Here is a 17769-nt window from a genome sequence, read left to right as displayed (position 1 = left end):
ATATTGGCGGGTTTAATATCTTTATGAATAATCCGCTCTCGATACAATATATCTAAGGTATTGCAGAGGGCGATCGCAATCTCTAAAAACTCTTGTAGAGATGCGATATATTGCATCTTTACAGAGGTAAAATAATCTTTTAGGGAAATCCCACCAAAATCTTCCATCACCAGTCCATAGCCATTTTGATAGGGTTCCAGGCTATAGGTTTGGATGATTAGAGGTGAGTTGAGATTTTTGGCAATGGTATATTGATTGCGAAACTGCACCAATTCGCTGAAACTCGGATAAGGATTTTTCAGCAGTTTAATCACTACAGGTTTTTGGTCAAGCTCTTGATAACCGCGATAAACTAGGGTTCTAGAACCATTGTAGAGTTCTTCACTAATGCGATATTCGGGAATACTGACAAAGATACTCACCATGTTACTAAATCTGCGAAACTTCCAGATTTAGTATTCCCAAAAAAGATCCCCGACTTCATGAAAGTTGTCGGGTATCTGAACCCTAAACTATAACGGAATTTCAATGATAAATTCCGTACCCTCTCCTGGTGCAGAAATGCAACTTAAATTACCCCCATGTTTTTCTACCACAATCGAATAGCTAGTTGATAATCCTAAACCTGTACCACTACCTACTGGTTTTGTCGTAAAAAATGGATTAAATATCTTATTTTGCACTGACTCGCTCATCCCGATACCGTTGTCTGCAATGCGGATAACTATCTTTTTGGATTCTGTAAATTCCGTCTGAATTATAATAGTCGGTTGGCGATTTATATCTGATTCTTCTAAGGCATCAATGGCATTATTGAGAATATTCATAAATACTTGATTTAGAGCAGAGGCATAACAATTAACTAAAGGGAGTTGACCATATTTTTGAATAACTGCAATCTCTGGATGTTTACTATTATTTTGAAGTCGATGTTGCAAAATTAGCAACGTGCTATTAATACCAGAATGAATGTCTACTGATTTTATTTCTGATTCATCCAAACGGGAAAAGTTTCGCAGTGATAGCACAATTTGACGGATGCGATCTGCTCCTACACTCATCGATAATAGGAGCTTTTGTAAATCACTAGATATAAATTCTAGCTCAATATCGGCGATTTTTTCGGCAATTTCTGGCAATGGTTGCGGATAAAGTTCCTGATATAAATTATTTAATTCAATTAAAGATGTAACGTATTCACTAGCTGGTTGTAAGTTGCCATAGATAAAATTAATCGGATTATTAATTTCATGAGCAATCCCAGCAACTAATTGTCCTAAACCTGACATTTTTTCGGCTTGAATTAGTTGGGATTGAGCCGAGTAAAGTTTCTCCAGTGTTGATTCTAGCTGAGTGGCTTTTTCTGTGATTTCCTGGGTGCGCTTTTCTACTTTTTGCTCTAAAGTATGCGAATAGTCCTCTAATTTGTGATATAATAATGCGTTTTCTAGAGAAATTGCTGCTTGAGTAGTGAGGAAATTGAGAACTTGTAAGCGATCGCTCGTAAATGCCCCCGTCACTAAGTTATTTTCTAGATATAAAATGCCCATCAACTTACCTTGATGCAAAATCGGGCTACACAAGATACTCTTCGGCAGCTGACGAATAATATAAGGGTCATTGGCTAAGGTCGGATCGGCACTTGCATCAATTAACATAGTGGTCTGCCTGTTGTGCAAAACTTTGTAAATCAACTTCAGGGGAATATCCTGGCTATCTTCAACAGGAAGGCTCTGCAACACGATTGGCTCTGTCCCCAGGTTAATTGACCCTTCGATCGATAGGCGCTTGTCCTGCAAAAGCATTAATACGCATTTATCAGCCCCCGCATTTTCAATGGCGATCGCCAGCAATACTGAGAGCAATTTTTCGAGTTCGATTTCGCTTGACAGAGTTTGAGAAGCTTTGAGAATGGCAGCTAAATCTAAAGCAACAGAGACATTGCTACTGGAAGTGCGGGAACTGACATTTCCCAGTGCCAAGACAGTTTCATTAATTGACAGGGAAGAACGGGTTTGCTGGAGGATGGGAGCAAGCAGTTGGGGATAGCGTCTTTCTAAGTCAGCAACTTTGGCTTTCGCACCCCAACGAATATAGCTGTAGTAGGCTTCAATCATGTATTCCCCAGCGATCCGCTGTTTGCCCCAGTCAAGGTAAAATTTTGCCGCCAGTTCATTGGCTAAGGCTTCTTCATTAATAAACTGATGTGTTTTAGCCAGAGCAATGGCTTCGTCATAATACTCACTAGCTACGGCTTTTTTACCCAACACTCGATACCGTTCAGCCTCCACTAGATACCATTTATGCAAGTGATTCATTGGGGCATTTTCTGCCCATTGATGCAGAATTGTTTGGTGGTTTTGCGCCTCAAGAAGAGTTTGGGCTTGCTCTGTTTCTGGCTGGGTGGGGAAGAGTGCGAGGTATGTGAGGGCAGTATAAAAATGGAAAACGGGAATATGTACCGCCCCTGCTGCTGCCATAAAATAGGGCTTGATTCCGGTGATATAGTCAAGAGCAGCATGATAATTGCCCCAGAGAGCAGCAAGCATCAGCTTGTAGGTATAGGCGTAGGCGATCGCGGTGAAATCGTTATCCTGCTGGTGCTTTGGCAGCATAATTGTTTCATCGTAGGCAGTGCCCATTAAGCGATGGGGTTGGCTGACTGTTTCTCTCAAATTCTCCAGCACTTGCCGCGTTGTATCCAATAAAATACACGCCGCATTTTGTTTCGCCTGAGTCAGAACCACACTGTAAGGAGCTAATTCGGCTGACAACGTGTTTAAATTTACACCAGCGAACAGCGCTGTATATCCGTAACCTTGTATGCTGTAGCCAGCGTACAGAAAAGTGCCTGTTTCCATACCATTGGTGTAGCTATCTTTCATTGTCGATAGGGTTGCCAAAAACGATTGCTGGCGATGTTGGATGAAAGCCCCAAAGAAGCTTAAAGGGAGACATATACTCCGCTCGTTCAATTTTTCCAGCAACGAGAGAGCTAAAAGACCAAACTTGTAGCCAGCTTCAACTTCGCTCAAAAAAGCACATAGCACCATGCCGTGAATCGCATATCCTACCGTCGAGGCGGGGGTATTGCCAAACTGGAGCGACAACCGCACCATCGTTGCACTTAACAGAGGCATTAAACCCGGATTTCCCAGTAATACTGGTGCAAACAATATTCCTAATAATTGCATTGCGGCGATCGCAGAGCGATCGCTCATCACGGGTAAGTCAATCAGTTGAGGAATTTCTCTGCCTTGAAGTTGCTCTTTTAGGTATTCCAGGGCTTTGTCGATTTGGGCTGACTCTGGCGCACTCGGTAAATCCACCCCTAATTGACTCAGGACATCTGCGCCAACAGCGATCGCCTCTAATATTTGGCTCTGAGCCGTTAGTGCCACAATTTTAATTTCGTAGATTTTAACTTTGTCAAAAATGGTCTGGGCGTTCTGCAAAACCACTCCAGCCATCTCTTCCATGCTCTCAAAGTCACTATTTAAATAGCTGGCTTCGGTTACTGCCAAATGCAGGTTCAAGGCTAATTCGTACTGTGTTTGCCAGCAGTCGGGCTGGAGTAAGGCGATCCCAGTTTGGAAATACACTCTGGCGGCGATGTATGCAGTCGCATTTTTGGCTTTAGTACCAGCTTTGAAGTTGAGTTGAGCTAGGGCTTGGCGATCGCTTGCTTGACTAATTAACTCAATTCCTAAATTCAAATGCCCAACCAGATCGAAGAGTTTTTCTTCAATCTCTAATTCAGACAAATTTTCTCTCAGTAATTGTCCAATTTTCAGATGAGTTGCTGTTTTTTGTTCATCGGAAATCAAGAAATAAGCTGCTTGCTGTACTCTGTCATGTAAAAATCTATATGAAGCTGTCCTTTGTCCTTTGTCATTTTCTAATGACCAATGCCCAATGACCAATGACGAATCTTGATAAAATTTATAAACCTCACTAATCGGTAAAATCAACCCTTCTTGCAATGCTTTCCACAAAGCAGCCGCCGCATCAATTTGGCATTGTTCCGAAACAATTGCCAAAGTTGCTAAATCAAACTGGTTGCCAATACAAGATGCTAACTTGAGGATATTCTGGGTTGCTAATGGTAATTTCTCTAACTGCAACGCCATAAATTCAACTACATCATCTGTAACTGCCTGTTGATTAACTTGGGCAAGATCGCATTGCCACCCTACCGTAGCCCTGCCTTGGCAAGAGGGGGTAAACTTAATCAGTTGCTCTTGATGTAATGCCTTCAAAAACTGGATAGAAAAAAACGGATTCCCTTGAGTTTTTTGAAACACCAATTGAGAAAGAGGTGATGCCAAATCCTGGGAACATTTAAGTGTATCAGCAACTAATTGATTGACTGTTTTTTGATTCAGTGGTGCTAAAGTAATTGTATTAATCGTTGTTTGGTTTTTTTCAATCTCATTCAAAGTCAACATTAATGGATGTACTGGATTTACCTCGTTATCACGGTACGCACCAATTAACAAAAGATGACCTGTATCAGCCATTAAAAGCTGCATTAACTTCAGTGATGCCGAATCTGCCCATTGCAAATCATCTAAAAATATTACTAAGGGATGTTCAGCAGTGGTAAATATTTGGGTAAAACTTTGAAATAATAAATTAAATCTATTTTCTGCCGATGTTCCTGATAATTCTATGGCGGGTGGTTGTTCGCCAATAATTCTTGATAATTCGGGGATAACTTCAATAATTACTTGTCCATTTTCACCAACTGCTGATAATATTTCGTTTCTCCATTGCTGAATTTTTGCATCGCTTTCGCTTAACAGTTGCCCGATTAAATCTCGGAATGCTTGCACAAATGCACTAAAGGGAATATTGCGTTGAAATTGGTCATATTTCCCTTTGATAAAATAACCGCGTTGGCGCACAATCGGTTTATGAACTTCGTTGACAATCGCTGTTTTACCAATTCCCGAAAAACCTGCTACCAGAATCATTTCTGTTGCGCCAAGGCTAACTCGCTCAAATGCTTGGAGGAGGTTTTCGACTTCGGTTTCTCGTCCATAAAGTTTGTCAGGGATGATGAAGCGATCGCACACATCCCGTTGCCCAATTTCAAAACCGCTTATCATACCATCAACTTGTAGCTGATGTAAACAATTTTCTAAATCAAACTTCAGCCCCAATGCACTTTGATAGCGATCTTTAGCATTTTTCGCCATCAATTTGCTGACAATTTTTGATATTACAGATGGAATTTCTAAATTAGTTTCACATACTAACGGTGCAATTTTTGCAATGTGACAATGCACTAACTCCATTGCATCATTTGAGACAAATGGTAATTCTCCAGTGAGTAATTCGTAAAAAGTAACACCGATTGAATAAAAATCAGTCCGGTAGTCAATTCCGCGATTCATTCTGCCTGTTTGTTCGGGAGAAATATAAGCTAGTGTTCCTTCTAGCACATTGGGATTGACTAGTGTTTGCGTTTCTCGTGGTAGTAAAGATGCAATACTAAAGTCAATTAATTTAACTTGTTTGGTTTCTGGATTAATTAAAATATTGGCGGGTTTAATATCTTTATGAATAATCCGCTCGTGGTAGAGTACATCTAAGGTATTGCAGAGTGCGATCGCTATCTCCAAAAACTCCTGTAAAGATTGTCCCCTTCCGCCCATTCCCCATTCCTTGAGGGAAATTCCCCCAAAGTCTTCCATAACCAGCGCATAGCTATTTTGATAGGGTTCCAGGCTATAGGTTTGGACGATTAGCGGTGAGTTAAGATTTTTGGCAATGGTGTATTGATTGCGAAATGACAAGAGTTCGCTGAAACTCGGATAAGGATTTTTCAGCAATTTAATGACTACAGGTAATGAGTCAGTCTCTCGATATCCTCGATAAACTATGGTTCTGGAACCATTGTAGAGTTCTTCGCTAACCTTGTATCCAGGAATATTGACTCTCGTACTAACCATAGTGCTAAATCTTTAAGGCTTCCAAATTTAGTATTCCCAGATGCCTGAAATTGTTTAGCAAAAATCACCAAAATTTACACCGGAATTTCAATAATAAATTCAGTACCTAGACCCAAAACCGAGTTACAACTTAATTTACCACTGTGAGTTGATTCGACAATTTGCCGTGCGATCGCCAACCCTAAACCCGTCCCTTTACCTACAGCTTTTGTAGTAAATAGATGGTCAAAAATCTTTTGTAGAACTGATTCATTAATTCCCTTGCCATTATCAGCGATGATAATTTTTACATACTTGTCTTCTCGTAAAGTGGTAATTTTAATGCAATTACAATTTAGTTTAATTTCCTCAAATGTGCGTTCATGATTAGATTCTTCTAAGGCATCAATAGCATTAGCCAAAATGTTCATAAATACCTGATTTAATTGACCAGGAAAACATTCAATTTGGGGTAGCTTTCCATAGTTTCTTATTACTTCAATCGCGGGGCACCGATCGTTCGCCTTTAGGCGATGTTTCAAAATTAAAATTGTGCTATCAATTCCTTGATGGATATTAAACGGTACTTTATAATCTCGATCGGCACGGGAGAAAGTTCTTAAACTGGTGCTGATATTTTTGAGTCTGTCACACGCCATAGACATAGAATCAATAATTTCGGGCAAGTCTTCTAAGCTATAATCCAAGTCAATATCTTCAGCATGTTCGGCGATTTTATCACTTTTATTAGGGAAGCTTTCTTGATATAGCCTGAGATGCTTAACAATATCAGCAACAGTGGGTTTAGCTTGTTTGAGACTAGCAGCAATGAAACCTAAAGGATTATTCATTTCATGAGCTACACCAGCAACTAAATTACCCAAAGCTGACATTTTTTCACTTTGGACTATTTGTAATTGGGCATTTTGTAGATCGTTTAGTGCTTGTTGCAAATCGAGTGACTTTTGGCGTAAGTCAAGTTCTGCTTGTTTGCGTTGCATAGTTTGGCGATAGGCATCGCTAATATCTCGCATCACAACTACTGCACCAAGTTTGTTACCCGAAGCATCAATAATCGCTTGTCCACTTGCTAACAAGATTCTCGTAGAACCATACTTCGGTGCAATGATCATTTCAACATTTTCGACATTTTCTCCTTGGAAAGCGCGAAACAAAGGAATTTCGGTTGTTGATAGAGGTGTTTGACCATCAGGCTGATAGAGATTGAAGTGTTCTGCCCATTCTTCTGGTGGTAATGATTCTACTGGTAAGCCATGAAATTCACAAGTTGCTTTGTTAAATAGGGTCAATTTGCCACTAGCATCACAAACAACAATTCCATCTGAAATATTTTGAATGATGGCATTCAAGAACTCTCGTTCTTTAGCTAAAGATGCTTCGGTCTGTTTTAATTGTGCTAGTGATGCTTGTAATGACTGGGATTTTTCCTGTTCTCGCTCAAAAAGTCGGGCATTTTCTAGAGAAATGGCCGCTTGGGCGCAAAGTAAGTTGAGCAGTTCGACGCGATCGCTTGTAAAGGCTCCAGTTGCTAAATTGTTTTCTAAGTACAACACGCCAAGCAACTTACCCTGATGCAAAATTGGGCTGCACAAGATACTCTTGGGCTTTTGTTGTTGAATGTAGGAATCATTGATTAATTGCGGATGCGCCGTAGCATCAGCAATCACTGCTGGTTGTAAGCTGCGTTTGACAGTATTAATTAAGCCAACTGGCAGATCCAGAGAGTCTTCAACAGGCTCTGGGTTGAGCAACATTGAGTCAAAATTGATGTGGGTAATTTGCTTGTTTTTTACAGGGCTAAAGGAAAGCTGTGCTAGCGCCTGAATCATTAAACGCCCTGACTCCAAAAGCATGAATACACACTTATCAGCCCCCGCATTTTCAATGACGATATGCAGTAATACCGAAAGCAGTTTTTCGAGTTCGATTTCGCCAGAAAGGGTTTGAGAAGCTTTGAGAATGGTAGCTAAATCTAAAGCAATAGAAATGCTACTACTGCTAGAAGTGGCAGAACTAGTGGAGGTGACACTTTCTAAGGCGAAGATAGTTTCGTTAGTTGAGAAAGAAGAGGTTTGTTGGAGAATGGGGGCAAGTAATAGGGGATAGCGTTTTTCCAAATCGGCAACTTTAGCTTTTGCACCCCAACGAGCATAGCCGTAGTAGGCTTGAGTCATGTATTCCTGAGCTATTCGTTCTTTGCCCCAGTCGAGGTAAAATTTAGCAGCTAGCTCGTTGGCAAGTGCTTCTTCTTGGATATAGCCGTGTTTTTTAGCAAGAGCGATCGCGCGATCGGACAAATCTATTGTCTCGGCTTTGTTGCCTTGCACTTGCTCTCGTTCCGCCTCCACTAGATAAAACTTGTGCAGGTAATTTTCTGGAGCATGTTCAGCCCACTTTTTCATCTTTTCCTGATTTTTAGCCACCCGTTGCAGAATGTCTTGCTGTTCTGCCTCACAAACCTGAGCATAGATTGCCAGATGAGCGAGAGAATCATAGGTGTAGCAGAGCGGAACTATGAATAAGCCTGTAGCGCCATCTATATAGTTTTCAGCAGCGATCGCATTTTCCACCGCCAACTCAAATTTGCCAAACATGTAACACAAACCAAGTTGGCTGGCATAGAAATAATACAGCGCAGTCCGATCGCCCGATCGCTGGAGGGCTGGTATAATTACCTCTCGATTAAAAGCATCTCCACTAAGCTGCCAAGGTTCAGCAGAATCGCCAATCATATTCAAAATTGCTTGCTGAAAAACGGTCAGATGACTGGTAAGACCTTCTTGGTTGAGGTGTGCAAGCTGATCTCGGAAGGCAGCGCTCTCTCGGCTGAGATTGCTTAGTTCTTTGCCCATAAACCAACAGTATGAGATGTAAATGAATCCGCAAATAGCAGACGATTCTAAATCTCCCGTTTCCAATCCAACTTCGTAGCCTTCTCGGAGAAACGGTAAGGAGTTATTGAGCGGCTCTTTCCAATGCCACACACTACAATAAATTCCGACATAGACTCTGGATTTTAGTTCTTTGGCATTGAAATGTTCGAGTAACAAAAGTGCTAGTTGGGCACACTCATAGCCAAAGTCAATCTCTCCTACCATCCCACAAAGGATCAATCCATAGTAAGCATAGCCAATGGCAGAAAATGAGGTATTGCCATATTGAACTGATAAATTTACCTGCTCGAGAACAATAAACGGTAAGAGCGCTGGACTGACAACAAAGGCAGCAGAAGAGACAGCAGCAAGAATCCTGATAACCGCTAATTTATTAGGGTTTTCGATTTCGGGCAGAGTCATTAAGTCCACAAGTTGCCTTCCAGCCAGAATCGATTTAGTCGCCTCGAATGCCTGTGCAATATCTAATTGACTGGGTTCCTCTGGAAAACTCGTACCTAGACGCTCTACAATCTTCAGAGCAATCTGCACTGCCTCTATAAATTCATGTTGGGCTTGAGCAGCTTGAATTTGAACTTCATAAACCTTGACCGTATCCAACAGGTTTCGAGAGTGTTCTATAATCGCTGTTGCCAATTGTGTCATCTGCTGAAAGTTGCCGATCAGGTAAGCGGTTTCAGTGGCAGTTTCGTAGAGGGCTAAGGTTAAGTCATACTGCGTTTGCCACATATCCTCAGCTAACGAGGCGATTCCTGTAGTGCAATACTCAAATGCGGCTGTATAGGCAGTTGCGGCTCTGGCTTTTTTTCCAGCTTTCAGATTGAGTTGGGCGAGTTCTATTTGCTCAGAGAGATCGACAATCAGAGATTTGCCGATATTAAGTTGGTTAACAATTTCAAACAGTTTTTCCTCTTGTTCGGCAACGGGCGTATGAGTCAGTAATAGTTGCCCAATTTTTAGGTGCGCGATCTGTTTTTGTTGGTCTGGAATTAGGCAATAAGCAGCTTGCTGGACGCGATCGTGTAAAAATTTATAAACACAGGTGTCAACCTTCTGTGTTGAGGTTTGGATAGTGGCGGCTGAAGCTTCAGTTTGATAAAACTTGTAGACTTCATTAGTTGGAATGATAAATCCTTCTTGCAATGCTTTCCACAAGTCCGAAGCGGCTTGAGTCTGCGACTTTTCAGAAACGATCGCCAATGTCGCCAAATCAAACTGATTGCCAATACAGGCTGCCAGTTTCAAAATATTTTGAGTGATGTCGGGCAACTTCTGAAGTTGTTGGGTGATAAATTCCACCACATCATCGGTGAGAGCTAGCGATCGCACCTGCCCTACATCACACTGCCAAGAACCTAACTCCCAATCAAAGGTAATCAGCCCATCCTCATGCAGCGCTTTCAGAAACTGAGTTGTGAAAAAGGGATTACCTTTGGCTTTTTGATAAACCAATTCTGTCAACGGCAATGCTTGTGCAGTTGTACAACTGAGGCAGTCGGCGATTAAATCGTTGACATCTGTTTGACTTAAGGGAACTAAGGTCAAAGTCTTAACACAGGAGGATGCTTTTTCAATTTCATCTATTGTCAACATCAGTGGATGAGCGGCAAATACCTCGTTATCGCGGTATGCGCCAATAATCAATAGATAGCCGCTATCACTCTGGCTCATCAACAACTTCAGCAAATTGAGCGATGCCGAATCAGCCCACTGCAAATCATCGAGAAACATCACCAAGGGATGCTCTCTTGTTGTGAACACCTGAATAAACTTTTGGAACAGTAAATTGAAACGGTTCTGTGCTGCACCACCCGATAGTTCAGTGATGGGGGGCTGTTTGCCGAGCATCTGTTCCAGTTCAGGAATCACCTCGATCAAAACTTGCCCATTCTCTCCAACTGCTGCTAGAATCTTTTTTTGCCATTGCTCAAGTAGAGTATCGCTTTCACTAAGCAACTGTCCCATCAAGTCACGAAAGGCTTGCACAAAAGCAGATAGAGGAGTGCTGCGGTTAAATTGGTCGTACTTGCCCTTGATAAAGTAGCCGTTCCACCGGACAATCGGCTTATGCACTTCATTGACAACTGCGGTTTTGCCAATACCAGAGAAACCTGCCACTAGCATCAGTTGGGAGCCACCATTGGCAATATAGCCAAATGCCTCCAGTAGCGTCTGTACTTCTGATTCCCGTCCGTAGAGTTTTTCGGGTATAAGAAAGCGATCGCTAATATCTCGCTGTCCCAAATTAAACCAGGTGTGTTTGCCTGTTTCTTGTCTCTGTTCTAAGCAAGTCACTAGGTCATGTTTAATTCCCATTGCACTCTGATAGCGATCTTCGGCATTCTTCGCCATCAGTTTGCGGACAATCTCTCCCAACATTAAGGGCAAATCGGGGTTGAAATCGCAGAGAAAGGGTGGAACCTTTGCAATGTGGCAATGCACCAACTCCATCGCTTCATGAGAATCAAAGGGCAATTGTCCACTCAGTAGTTCAAAGAAAGTCACACCTAATGAATAAAAGTCGCTGCGGTAGTCAATGCCCCTGTTCATCCGTCCAGTTTGCTCTGGCGATAGATAGGCTAGTGTTCCCTCCAATCCGTTGGGATTTTGGATCTCCTGGGTTTCTCGTGGTAAAAGTGAGGCAATACTGAAATCAATCAGCTTGATTTCTTTGGTATCAGGATGAATCAGGATGTTGCTTGGTTTAATATCTTTGTGAATGACACGCTGTTGATGTAACTGGTGTAAGGTGTCTAGTAATTGCAAGGCAATAGGAAGAAATTGCTCTAAGGTTAGTGGTCGCTTTTGGGTAAATTGTCGCAAGGAAATGCCACCAAAGTCCTCCATGACCATGACATACCCATTATGATAAGGTTCTAAGTTGTAGGGTTTAATGATACCAGGAATATCTAGGTTATTGGCGATCGCATATTGGTTGTGAAACTGGACTAATTCGCTAAAACTGGGATATTCTCGTTTTAAGAGCTTGATGACAACTGGTTGGCGATCGCATTCTCGTACTGCCCGATACACATAAGTCCGAGAACCTAAATAGAGTTGCTCTATGATTTGATAGCCAGCGATCCTTAAAGTTGCATCAGCTCTTGCACTCATAATTTTTTACCATAATTTCTTGTCTAAGGCTTATAATTCCCCAGACGACATCTTGCTTAACAAGCGTTAGAAAAGAGATAGGTGTTGGGTATTGGGCATTCGGGACTAACAGACCGGTCTTTGAGCTTCGTAAACGAGTTTTTGATCCTTGATAAATCTTAAAGTAGAGACTCTATCGGCAGCAAAGTTGATAAATCCAGAGAGGCTAAGTGTTGATAAGCTCGATCTATGACACGCTTCCCTCTGAGAAAACCTGTATTCGCTCCCGGACAAACGTAGCAGAGTGTTTCAGGTGTAAAACGTTCTAATAAGAACTGAAGACTCTTAATTTGTCGCCGCCAGTGAAAAGTTTTAGCTGTGCGTAATGGTACTGGCTCACCCTTATGATTAGGAACTAAATGGCGACCAGAAAACAATATACCTCCAAGCTGACCGTAGTATAGGCAAGATGAGCCGGGAGAATGACCTGGTGTCCAAATTACTTGTGTTGCAGCATCAAGAGTGAATTCCTGACTAAAAGTAGTTACGGTTACGCCTGGTAATAAATAAGCTTCTTGTTCTTGTATCAGCACCTCGCAGTCAAAGGTTTGCGGAATTTCAGCGGCCTTGCCAATAGCGCCGCGATGGGTAAGAAATAACCAACGCACACCTCCATGCGCGGCTAAAAAATCTTGATTTGTTCGATCTAAGGCAGGGCAATCTATGAGGATATTGCCTTCATTTCTTACAATAAAATAAGAGGTTCCTCCTAATGTGTCCCGATTGGGTGGAAAAGCAAAAATGCTCTCTTGTGCGAATTCCGATTGCAGAGAACTTCCGCTAGGTACTTCGTCAACGAACACAGACCGTGGTGGCTTAGTTGTATGACTTGGGTGTTGAGGTAAAGGACACATAATAAAAGAACCGACTCAGGAGTTGTGGATAATCTAGTTACAGTGGGGAAATTCCCAAAAATTCCATAGCACTGTTAACCGTTCGTAAAAAACTTGGGGTTTGAGGTCTACTTTGTAGTTAATGCTATGGTGCTAAAGCTACTGGTAGGGTGTTTTGTCAAAATTACTGAAGATAATATGGGATTTTGGTTTTTGTTTCTCCTCCTACTGGGGCTAGCTACTTATCTAATGGTGCAGCAAAGCGTCGCTAACATCACCCGCACGCCAGTATGGTTGTTATGGCTGGTTTTAATGACACCAGCATTGCTGTTGAGTGGATGGACGCTGATGTACGGAACTAAACTACCTCCACCACCAGGGCTGATCGTCTCGTCGTTATTTGTCTGCACACTGTTGTACTGGATCTTGTTTCAATGGGGGCGGAGAGTGCCAACAGATACACAGACCCAAGCCCAAGCCCAAGCCTCAGAATCACAGCCGACTATCCAACCTACCGCAGAACCAATAGTGCGTCCCATTGAGCCAGCGGAAGAAACCCAACTGCGAAATTGTTTTCCTTGGTCTGTATACTACGTTCAGAATATTGAGTATCGACCACAATCCGTAATTTGCCGCGGTCAATTGCGAACTAAAGCTAGCAACGCCTACCAGCAGATTAAGACTAATATTGAAGCACAATTTGGCGATCGCTTCCTGCTGATTTTTCAAGAAGGTTTCAATGGCAAACCTTTCTTTGTGCTGGTTCCCAACACTCAAGCTGCTAAGGATAAAAATACACCACAACGCGACCAGGAACGCTTAACTCGACCAGGATTAGCACTTCTATTACTAGTAGCTACTTTGATAACTACTACCTTGGTGGGAATGGAAATTGCTGGTGTTTCTCTTCCGCCTCTTTGGGAAATTAGCTCTTTGTTCAAAGTTCTATCTAACCCAGATGTCCTATTTAAGGGATTACCTTATGCTTTCGGACTGATGACTATTTTGGGCATTCACGAACTTGGGCATTATTTGACAGCTAAATCCTACAAGATTCGCTCCACCTTACCTTACTTTATTCCCGTACCTTTCTTCTTGGGAACTTTTGGTGCATTTATTCAGATGCGTAGTCCCATTCCTAACCGCAAAGCTTTATTTGACATTAGTATCGCTGGGCCAATTGCAGGCTTTGTCGCCACCTTGCCATTACTAATATGGGGCTTGGCTCATTCTGACATAGTTTCTCTAACTGAAAAAACCCGACTTTTGAATCCTGATGCCCTGAATCCCAAGTATTCAATCTTACTAGCACTACTCTCGAAAATAGCCTTAGGAAGTCAGCTAACGGCAAAATCAGCCCTTGATTTGCATCCAGTTGCAGTAGCTGGTTTTTTGGGACTAATTGTCACAGCTTTAAATTTAATGCCTGTGGGACAATTAGATGGAGGTCATATTGTCCATGCAATGTTTGGACAACGAACTGCGATCGTCATTGGGCAAGTTGCTCGTATTCTCTTGCTATTACTTTCGTTAGTTCGGGAAGAATTTTTGATGTGGGCGATTATCTTATTATTTATGCCGTTGATTGATGAGCCGGCACTGAATGATGTGACTGAACTGGATAACAAACGCGATATTGGGGGATTACTGGCAATGGCTTTGTTGATTGTAATTATTTTGCCATTACCGCAAGCGATCGCTAACTTTTTGCAGATTTAAAAAATATCAACGGACTGGGAGATTCAGTCCCACCACTGATTTATTCTGTTAGCGGATAGCTAAGGTTTAGCCGATTCTGACTCCTGAGTTCTGAATTCTTCTTTAATAATTTCCAGGTTCAATGTTAACTAGTTTTTTCGAGTATCCCATGCTTCAATATGGAAGCAATTACTAGCCAGGACACAATTTAACTAAACCCTGATTTTTAGGTAGGGACAATCCATGAATTGCCCCTGAACGCGTATAGTTTTACGTAAATCGGCGATAAGCAGTGGGAATTACAACTAACTCGATACTGAATTAGCCGCCTCGGAAGCCTTCGCAGCAGGTGGAAAACCACCCATCCGAATCTCAGAGGTGAAGGAAGTAATACTAAATCCACCAAAACTCTTGAGGACATTTACCCGCATTCGTAAATTGGGGCTAGCAAACCACAGGCGTTCTTCTGACCTGATGTTTTCATCTTCTATAGTTAGGATTAAAGCACCATCACTGTCAAATTTATAGTGTCCAGCAACTGGAGTTTTCTCAGCATCAACTATTTCCCGCAGTAACTTGCCTTCAGACCCATTATCTGCATCGGGTACTGAAACTAACACAGTTGAACCACTATGTTTTGTTTGATCCTTTTCCATTGTGCCATTCCAGTTAATTTTGATAGCACAGGAGGCGGAACTAGGATTAACTTCGTACTGTTGACAGAGTTTGATTACTTCTGGACGATCTACTGCCAGCGTCTCAATGATGATGTCTGACTTACTATTTTCAGATTCATTGAAAGCCAAATGTTGACTAGTTCGATGAGAAAACCATTTACCAGCACTTAACTGAAAAAACTCTTCAATATTCATGAATCAAATTACCCTGCATCAAAATGCTAAAATTCCCACTTAATTATTAAAAGGTAGCAGGAAGCTCTAATATTATTAAGCTTGATTGCCCATTTCCTCAAGCTGCTTGAGGCCAATTCTAGCTGCCTCAGCAACGTTAAAATGATTGTCTTTTTCTAAATATTTTAAAGCTGAGACACTCTTGGGAGTAGGGAGATTACCCAAGGCTTCTGCCAAACGCTGCCTAACTAACCAATCATCTGATTGGGCAAAGCGCAGAATTTGATCGACAGATTCAATATCTTTAATTTCTCCGAGCGCAGAAATTGCAGCTTGTTGCAATACTACTTCTTTGCTATCCAATGCCTGAAGAAGAAGTTGACGGGCACGGGGATCTTTAATGTTACCTAGAGAAACAGCTGCACTAAAGCGTACTAGCCAATCAGTATCTTCATAAAACGCCCGTGAAAGCACTTCAAAGGCTCTGGCATCGCCCAAATATCCTAAAGCACCAGCAGCATCAGCGCGGATGCCATAATCAGGGTCATTTTCGAGAATTTTGACCAAAATTGAATAACATTCTGGCGTTGGCTTGATTCCAAGGGCAAATATTGCCATCGATCGCAGTTGCAAAGATTCGTCGTCTAGTACCTTTTTAATCAAAGGGACTGCATCTTCAGGAGAAACATGACGCAGATTGGCAAGAGCTACCATGCGATCGCGTAAGTTCGGACTTTCTAACTGAGTAGAAATTTCTTGTAAGCTGAGAGCTGTCATTGAGTTCAAAGCATTTTCTTTACTTATCTTAATTTACCCGATCGTTTCATCAGGCTGTCACCTTAGTAAAGTAGGAGTTTGGCGACTTTACAAAATGGCTCAATTATGAATGAAAAATAAACAAATGTTACCTCCCGCTAGATTGTGCGGGTACTAATAGGTATCGTTAATCCTGTGTAAACCACTGGTATAGTGGGCTAAATATAGAAGAAAGGCTCAAAACTGCCTGGTTTGTCCGATACCTTTTTTGGGGAAAGCCGCGCCTAGCTTGCTGAAGAGAACGGCTACACGAAAACACTTTCAAAGCAATTTTAATAATATATTTGGCAATATCCGGCTATTTATTTAACCAGACTATTTGTAGAAGTCTGGTTCAAACTATATATTTAAACTAGGTTTCAAAACGGAGAGGGAGAGATTCGAACTCTCGTATACATTTCTGCATAACAGACTTTCCAGGTCTGCGCCTTAAACCACTCGGCCACCTCTCCAGGTGCCACAGGTTACGATCTTACTATAGAATCCCAGAAAATGCAAAGATAAAGAAAGATATTCTTAGATTGAATCTGAAAGTCCTAATTCCACAACGCAAATCCAGATGTCTCGTACATACACAATTAAAGTTCGCGATCGCGCCACCGGTAAAACATACACCCTAGAAGTGCCAGAAGACCGCTACATCCTGCACACAGGCGAAAAACAAGGGGTGGAACTACCGTTTTCCTGCCGTAACGGGGCTTGCACCGCTTGCGCTGTAAGGGTTTTGTCGGGAGAAATTTATCAACCAGAGGCGATCGGATTGTCGCCAGATTTACGTCGTCAAGGTTATGCCTTGTTGTGTGTGAGTTATCCCCGTTCTGACTTGGAAGTGGAGACACAAGACGAAGATGAAGTCTACGAACTCCAGTTTGGACGCTATTTTGCTAGGGGGAAAGTTAAAGCGGGTTTACCGTTAGATGAGGAATAAACAATTGGAGGAGGCAGGGGGTAAGAGGCAGGGGGCAGGGGGCAAGAGGTTCTGCTTTTTAGGTGCAGCAGCTGCCATAGGAGAATGTTTGATGGTTGTGAGTCTTGGTAGCTGGGTGCGAAAAATAGCTATTTTGGTTTGCTTATTGCTATTGGTGAGTTGCCAAAGTAAAAACCAACTGCCAAATAATCAGGCTCAGGTAAAGGTAGCGCGGGTAGTTAGTGGGCAAAGTTTGGAAGTGTTAGGTATGGCTGAACAACCGAATTTGATTTCCCAAGTGCGGTTAGTTGGCGTTGATGCACCAGATTTGCGACAGAGGCCCTGGGGAGAAGAGGCAAAGGAACAGTTAGAGAATCTAATTGGTGGTGCGGAAGAATCAGTAACCTTGGAGTTTGATTTAGAAGCAAAAGACAAAATCGGGCGAACTCTCGCTTATGTGTGGAAAAATAAGGTGTTGTTGAATGAAGAATTAGTCAAACAAGGGAATGCAATGTTTGTTGGGCGATCGCCTAACCACAAATATGACCAGCGTTTAGAACGTGCCCAACAATGGGCTAGACTCATGGGCCAAGGAATCTGGAACCCAGAAAAACCCATGCGCCTCAATCCCGCCGAGTTTCGCCGCCAAAATCTTTGAAG

The 17769-nt window shown here is 42.1% G+C and carries 9 protein-coding genes and 1 tRNA gene; 3 read left to right on the top strand and 7 right to left on the bottom strand.

Annotated features, from left to right (window positions below; translation table 11 throughout):
• The 4 genes from CDG77_RS29015 to CDG77_RS29000 form a co-directional block, all read right to left on the bottom strand.
• Window positions 1-425: serine/threonine protein kinase (locus tag CDG77_RS29015; protein WP_143857116.1), on the bottom strand; the 425-nt coding region annotated here is incomplete at its 3' end.
• Between the two features lie 87 nt (window positions 426-512).
• Complete coding sequence (locus CDG77_RS29010; protein WP_094332714.1) at window positions 513-5957, bottom strand: trifunctional serine/threonine-protein kinase/ATP-binding protein/sensor histidine kinase; 5445 nt, start codon at window positions 5955-5957, stop codon at window positions 513-515.
• Between the two features lie 74 nt (window positions 5958-6031).
• On the bottom strand, window positions 6032-11965 hold the full coding sequence (locus tag CDG77_RS29005; RefSeq protein WP_094332713.1) for an ATP-binding sensor histidine kinase: 5934 nt from the start codon (window positions 11963-11965) through the stop codon (window positions 6032-6034).
• A 158-nt stretch (window positions 11966-12123) separates the two neighbouring features.
• Window positions 12124-12858 carry an MBL fold metallo-hydrolase gene (locus CDG77_RS29000; protein WP_094332712.1) on the bottom strand — a complete coding sequence of 245 codons (735 nt, stop codon included), beginning with the start codon at window positions 12856-12858 and terminating at the stop codon, window positions 12124-12126.
• A gap of 177 nt (window positions 12859-13035) precedes the next feature.
• On the opposite strand from CDG77_RS29000, the gene CDG77_RS28995 reads away from it, so the two are divergent.
• Complete coding sequence (locus CDG77_RS28995) at window positions 13036-14556, top strand: site-2 protease family protein (RefSeq protein WP_094332716.1); 1521 nt, start codon at window positions 13036-13038, stop codon at window positions 14554-14556.
• 284 nt (window positions 14557-14840) lie between these two features.
• Here CDG77_RS28995 and CDG77_RS28990 read toward each other — a convergent pair whose 3' ends face one another.
• The 3 genes from CDG77_RS28990 to CDG77_RS28980 all read right to left on the bottom strand — a co-directional run bounded on the left by CDG77_RS28990 (window position 14841) and on the right by CDG77_RS28980 (window position 16654).
• Window positions 14841-15407 (bottom strand): phycobiliprotein lyase, encoded by a 567-nt coding sequence (locus tag CDG77_RS28990; protein WP_094332711.1) that lies wholly within the window; start codon window positions 15405-15407, stop codon window positions 14841-14843.
• Between the two features lie 75 nt (window positions 15408-15482).
• Entirely contained in the window at window positions 15483-16163 is a 681-nt protein-coding gene (locus CDG77_RS28985) for a HEAT repeat domain-containing protein (protein ID WP_094332710.1), read from the bottom strand.
• A 404-nt stretch (window positions 16164-16567) separates the two neighbouring features.
• A tRNA-Ser gene (locus CDG77_RS28980) sits at window positions 16568-16654 on the bottom strand.
• Between the two features lie 107 nt (window positions 16655-16761).
• On the opposite strand from CDG77_RS28980, the gene CDG77_RS28975 reads away from it, so the two are divergent.
• Together CDG77_RS28975 and CDG77_RS28970 are read left to right on the top strand one after the other, a co-directional pair.
• Window positions 16762-17130 carry a 2Fe-2S iron-sulfur cluster-binding protein gene (locus tag CDG77_RS28975; RefSeq protein WP_094332709.1) on the top strand — a complete coding sequence of 123 codons (369 nt, stop codon included), beginning with the start codon at window positions 16762-16764 and terminating at the stop codon, window positions 17128-17130.
• Between the two features lie 91 nt (window positions 17131-17221).
• Window positions 17222-17767, top strand: coding sequence for a thermonuclease family protein (locus CDG77_RS28970; RefSeq protein WP_094332715.1), 546 nt, complete (start codon window positions 17222-17224; stop codon window positions 17765-17767).
• Window positions 17768-17769: the final 2 nt, after the last annotated feature.

Origin of the sequence: Nostoc sp. 'Peltigera membranacea cyanobiont' 213, from assembly GCF_002245975.1 — a bacterium.
GTDB lineage: Bacteria > Cyanobacteriota > Cyanobacteriia > Cyanobacteriales > Nostocaceae > Nostoc.
The sequence above is the reverse complement of the archived record's forward strand: the minus strand, read 5'-3'. Positions and strand labels throughout refer to the sequence as shown.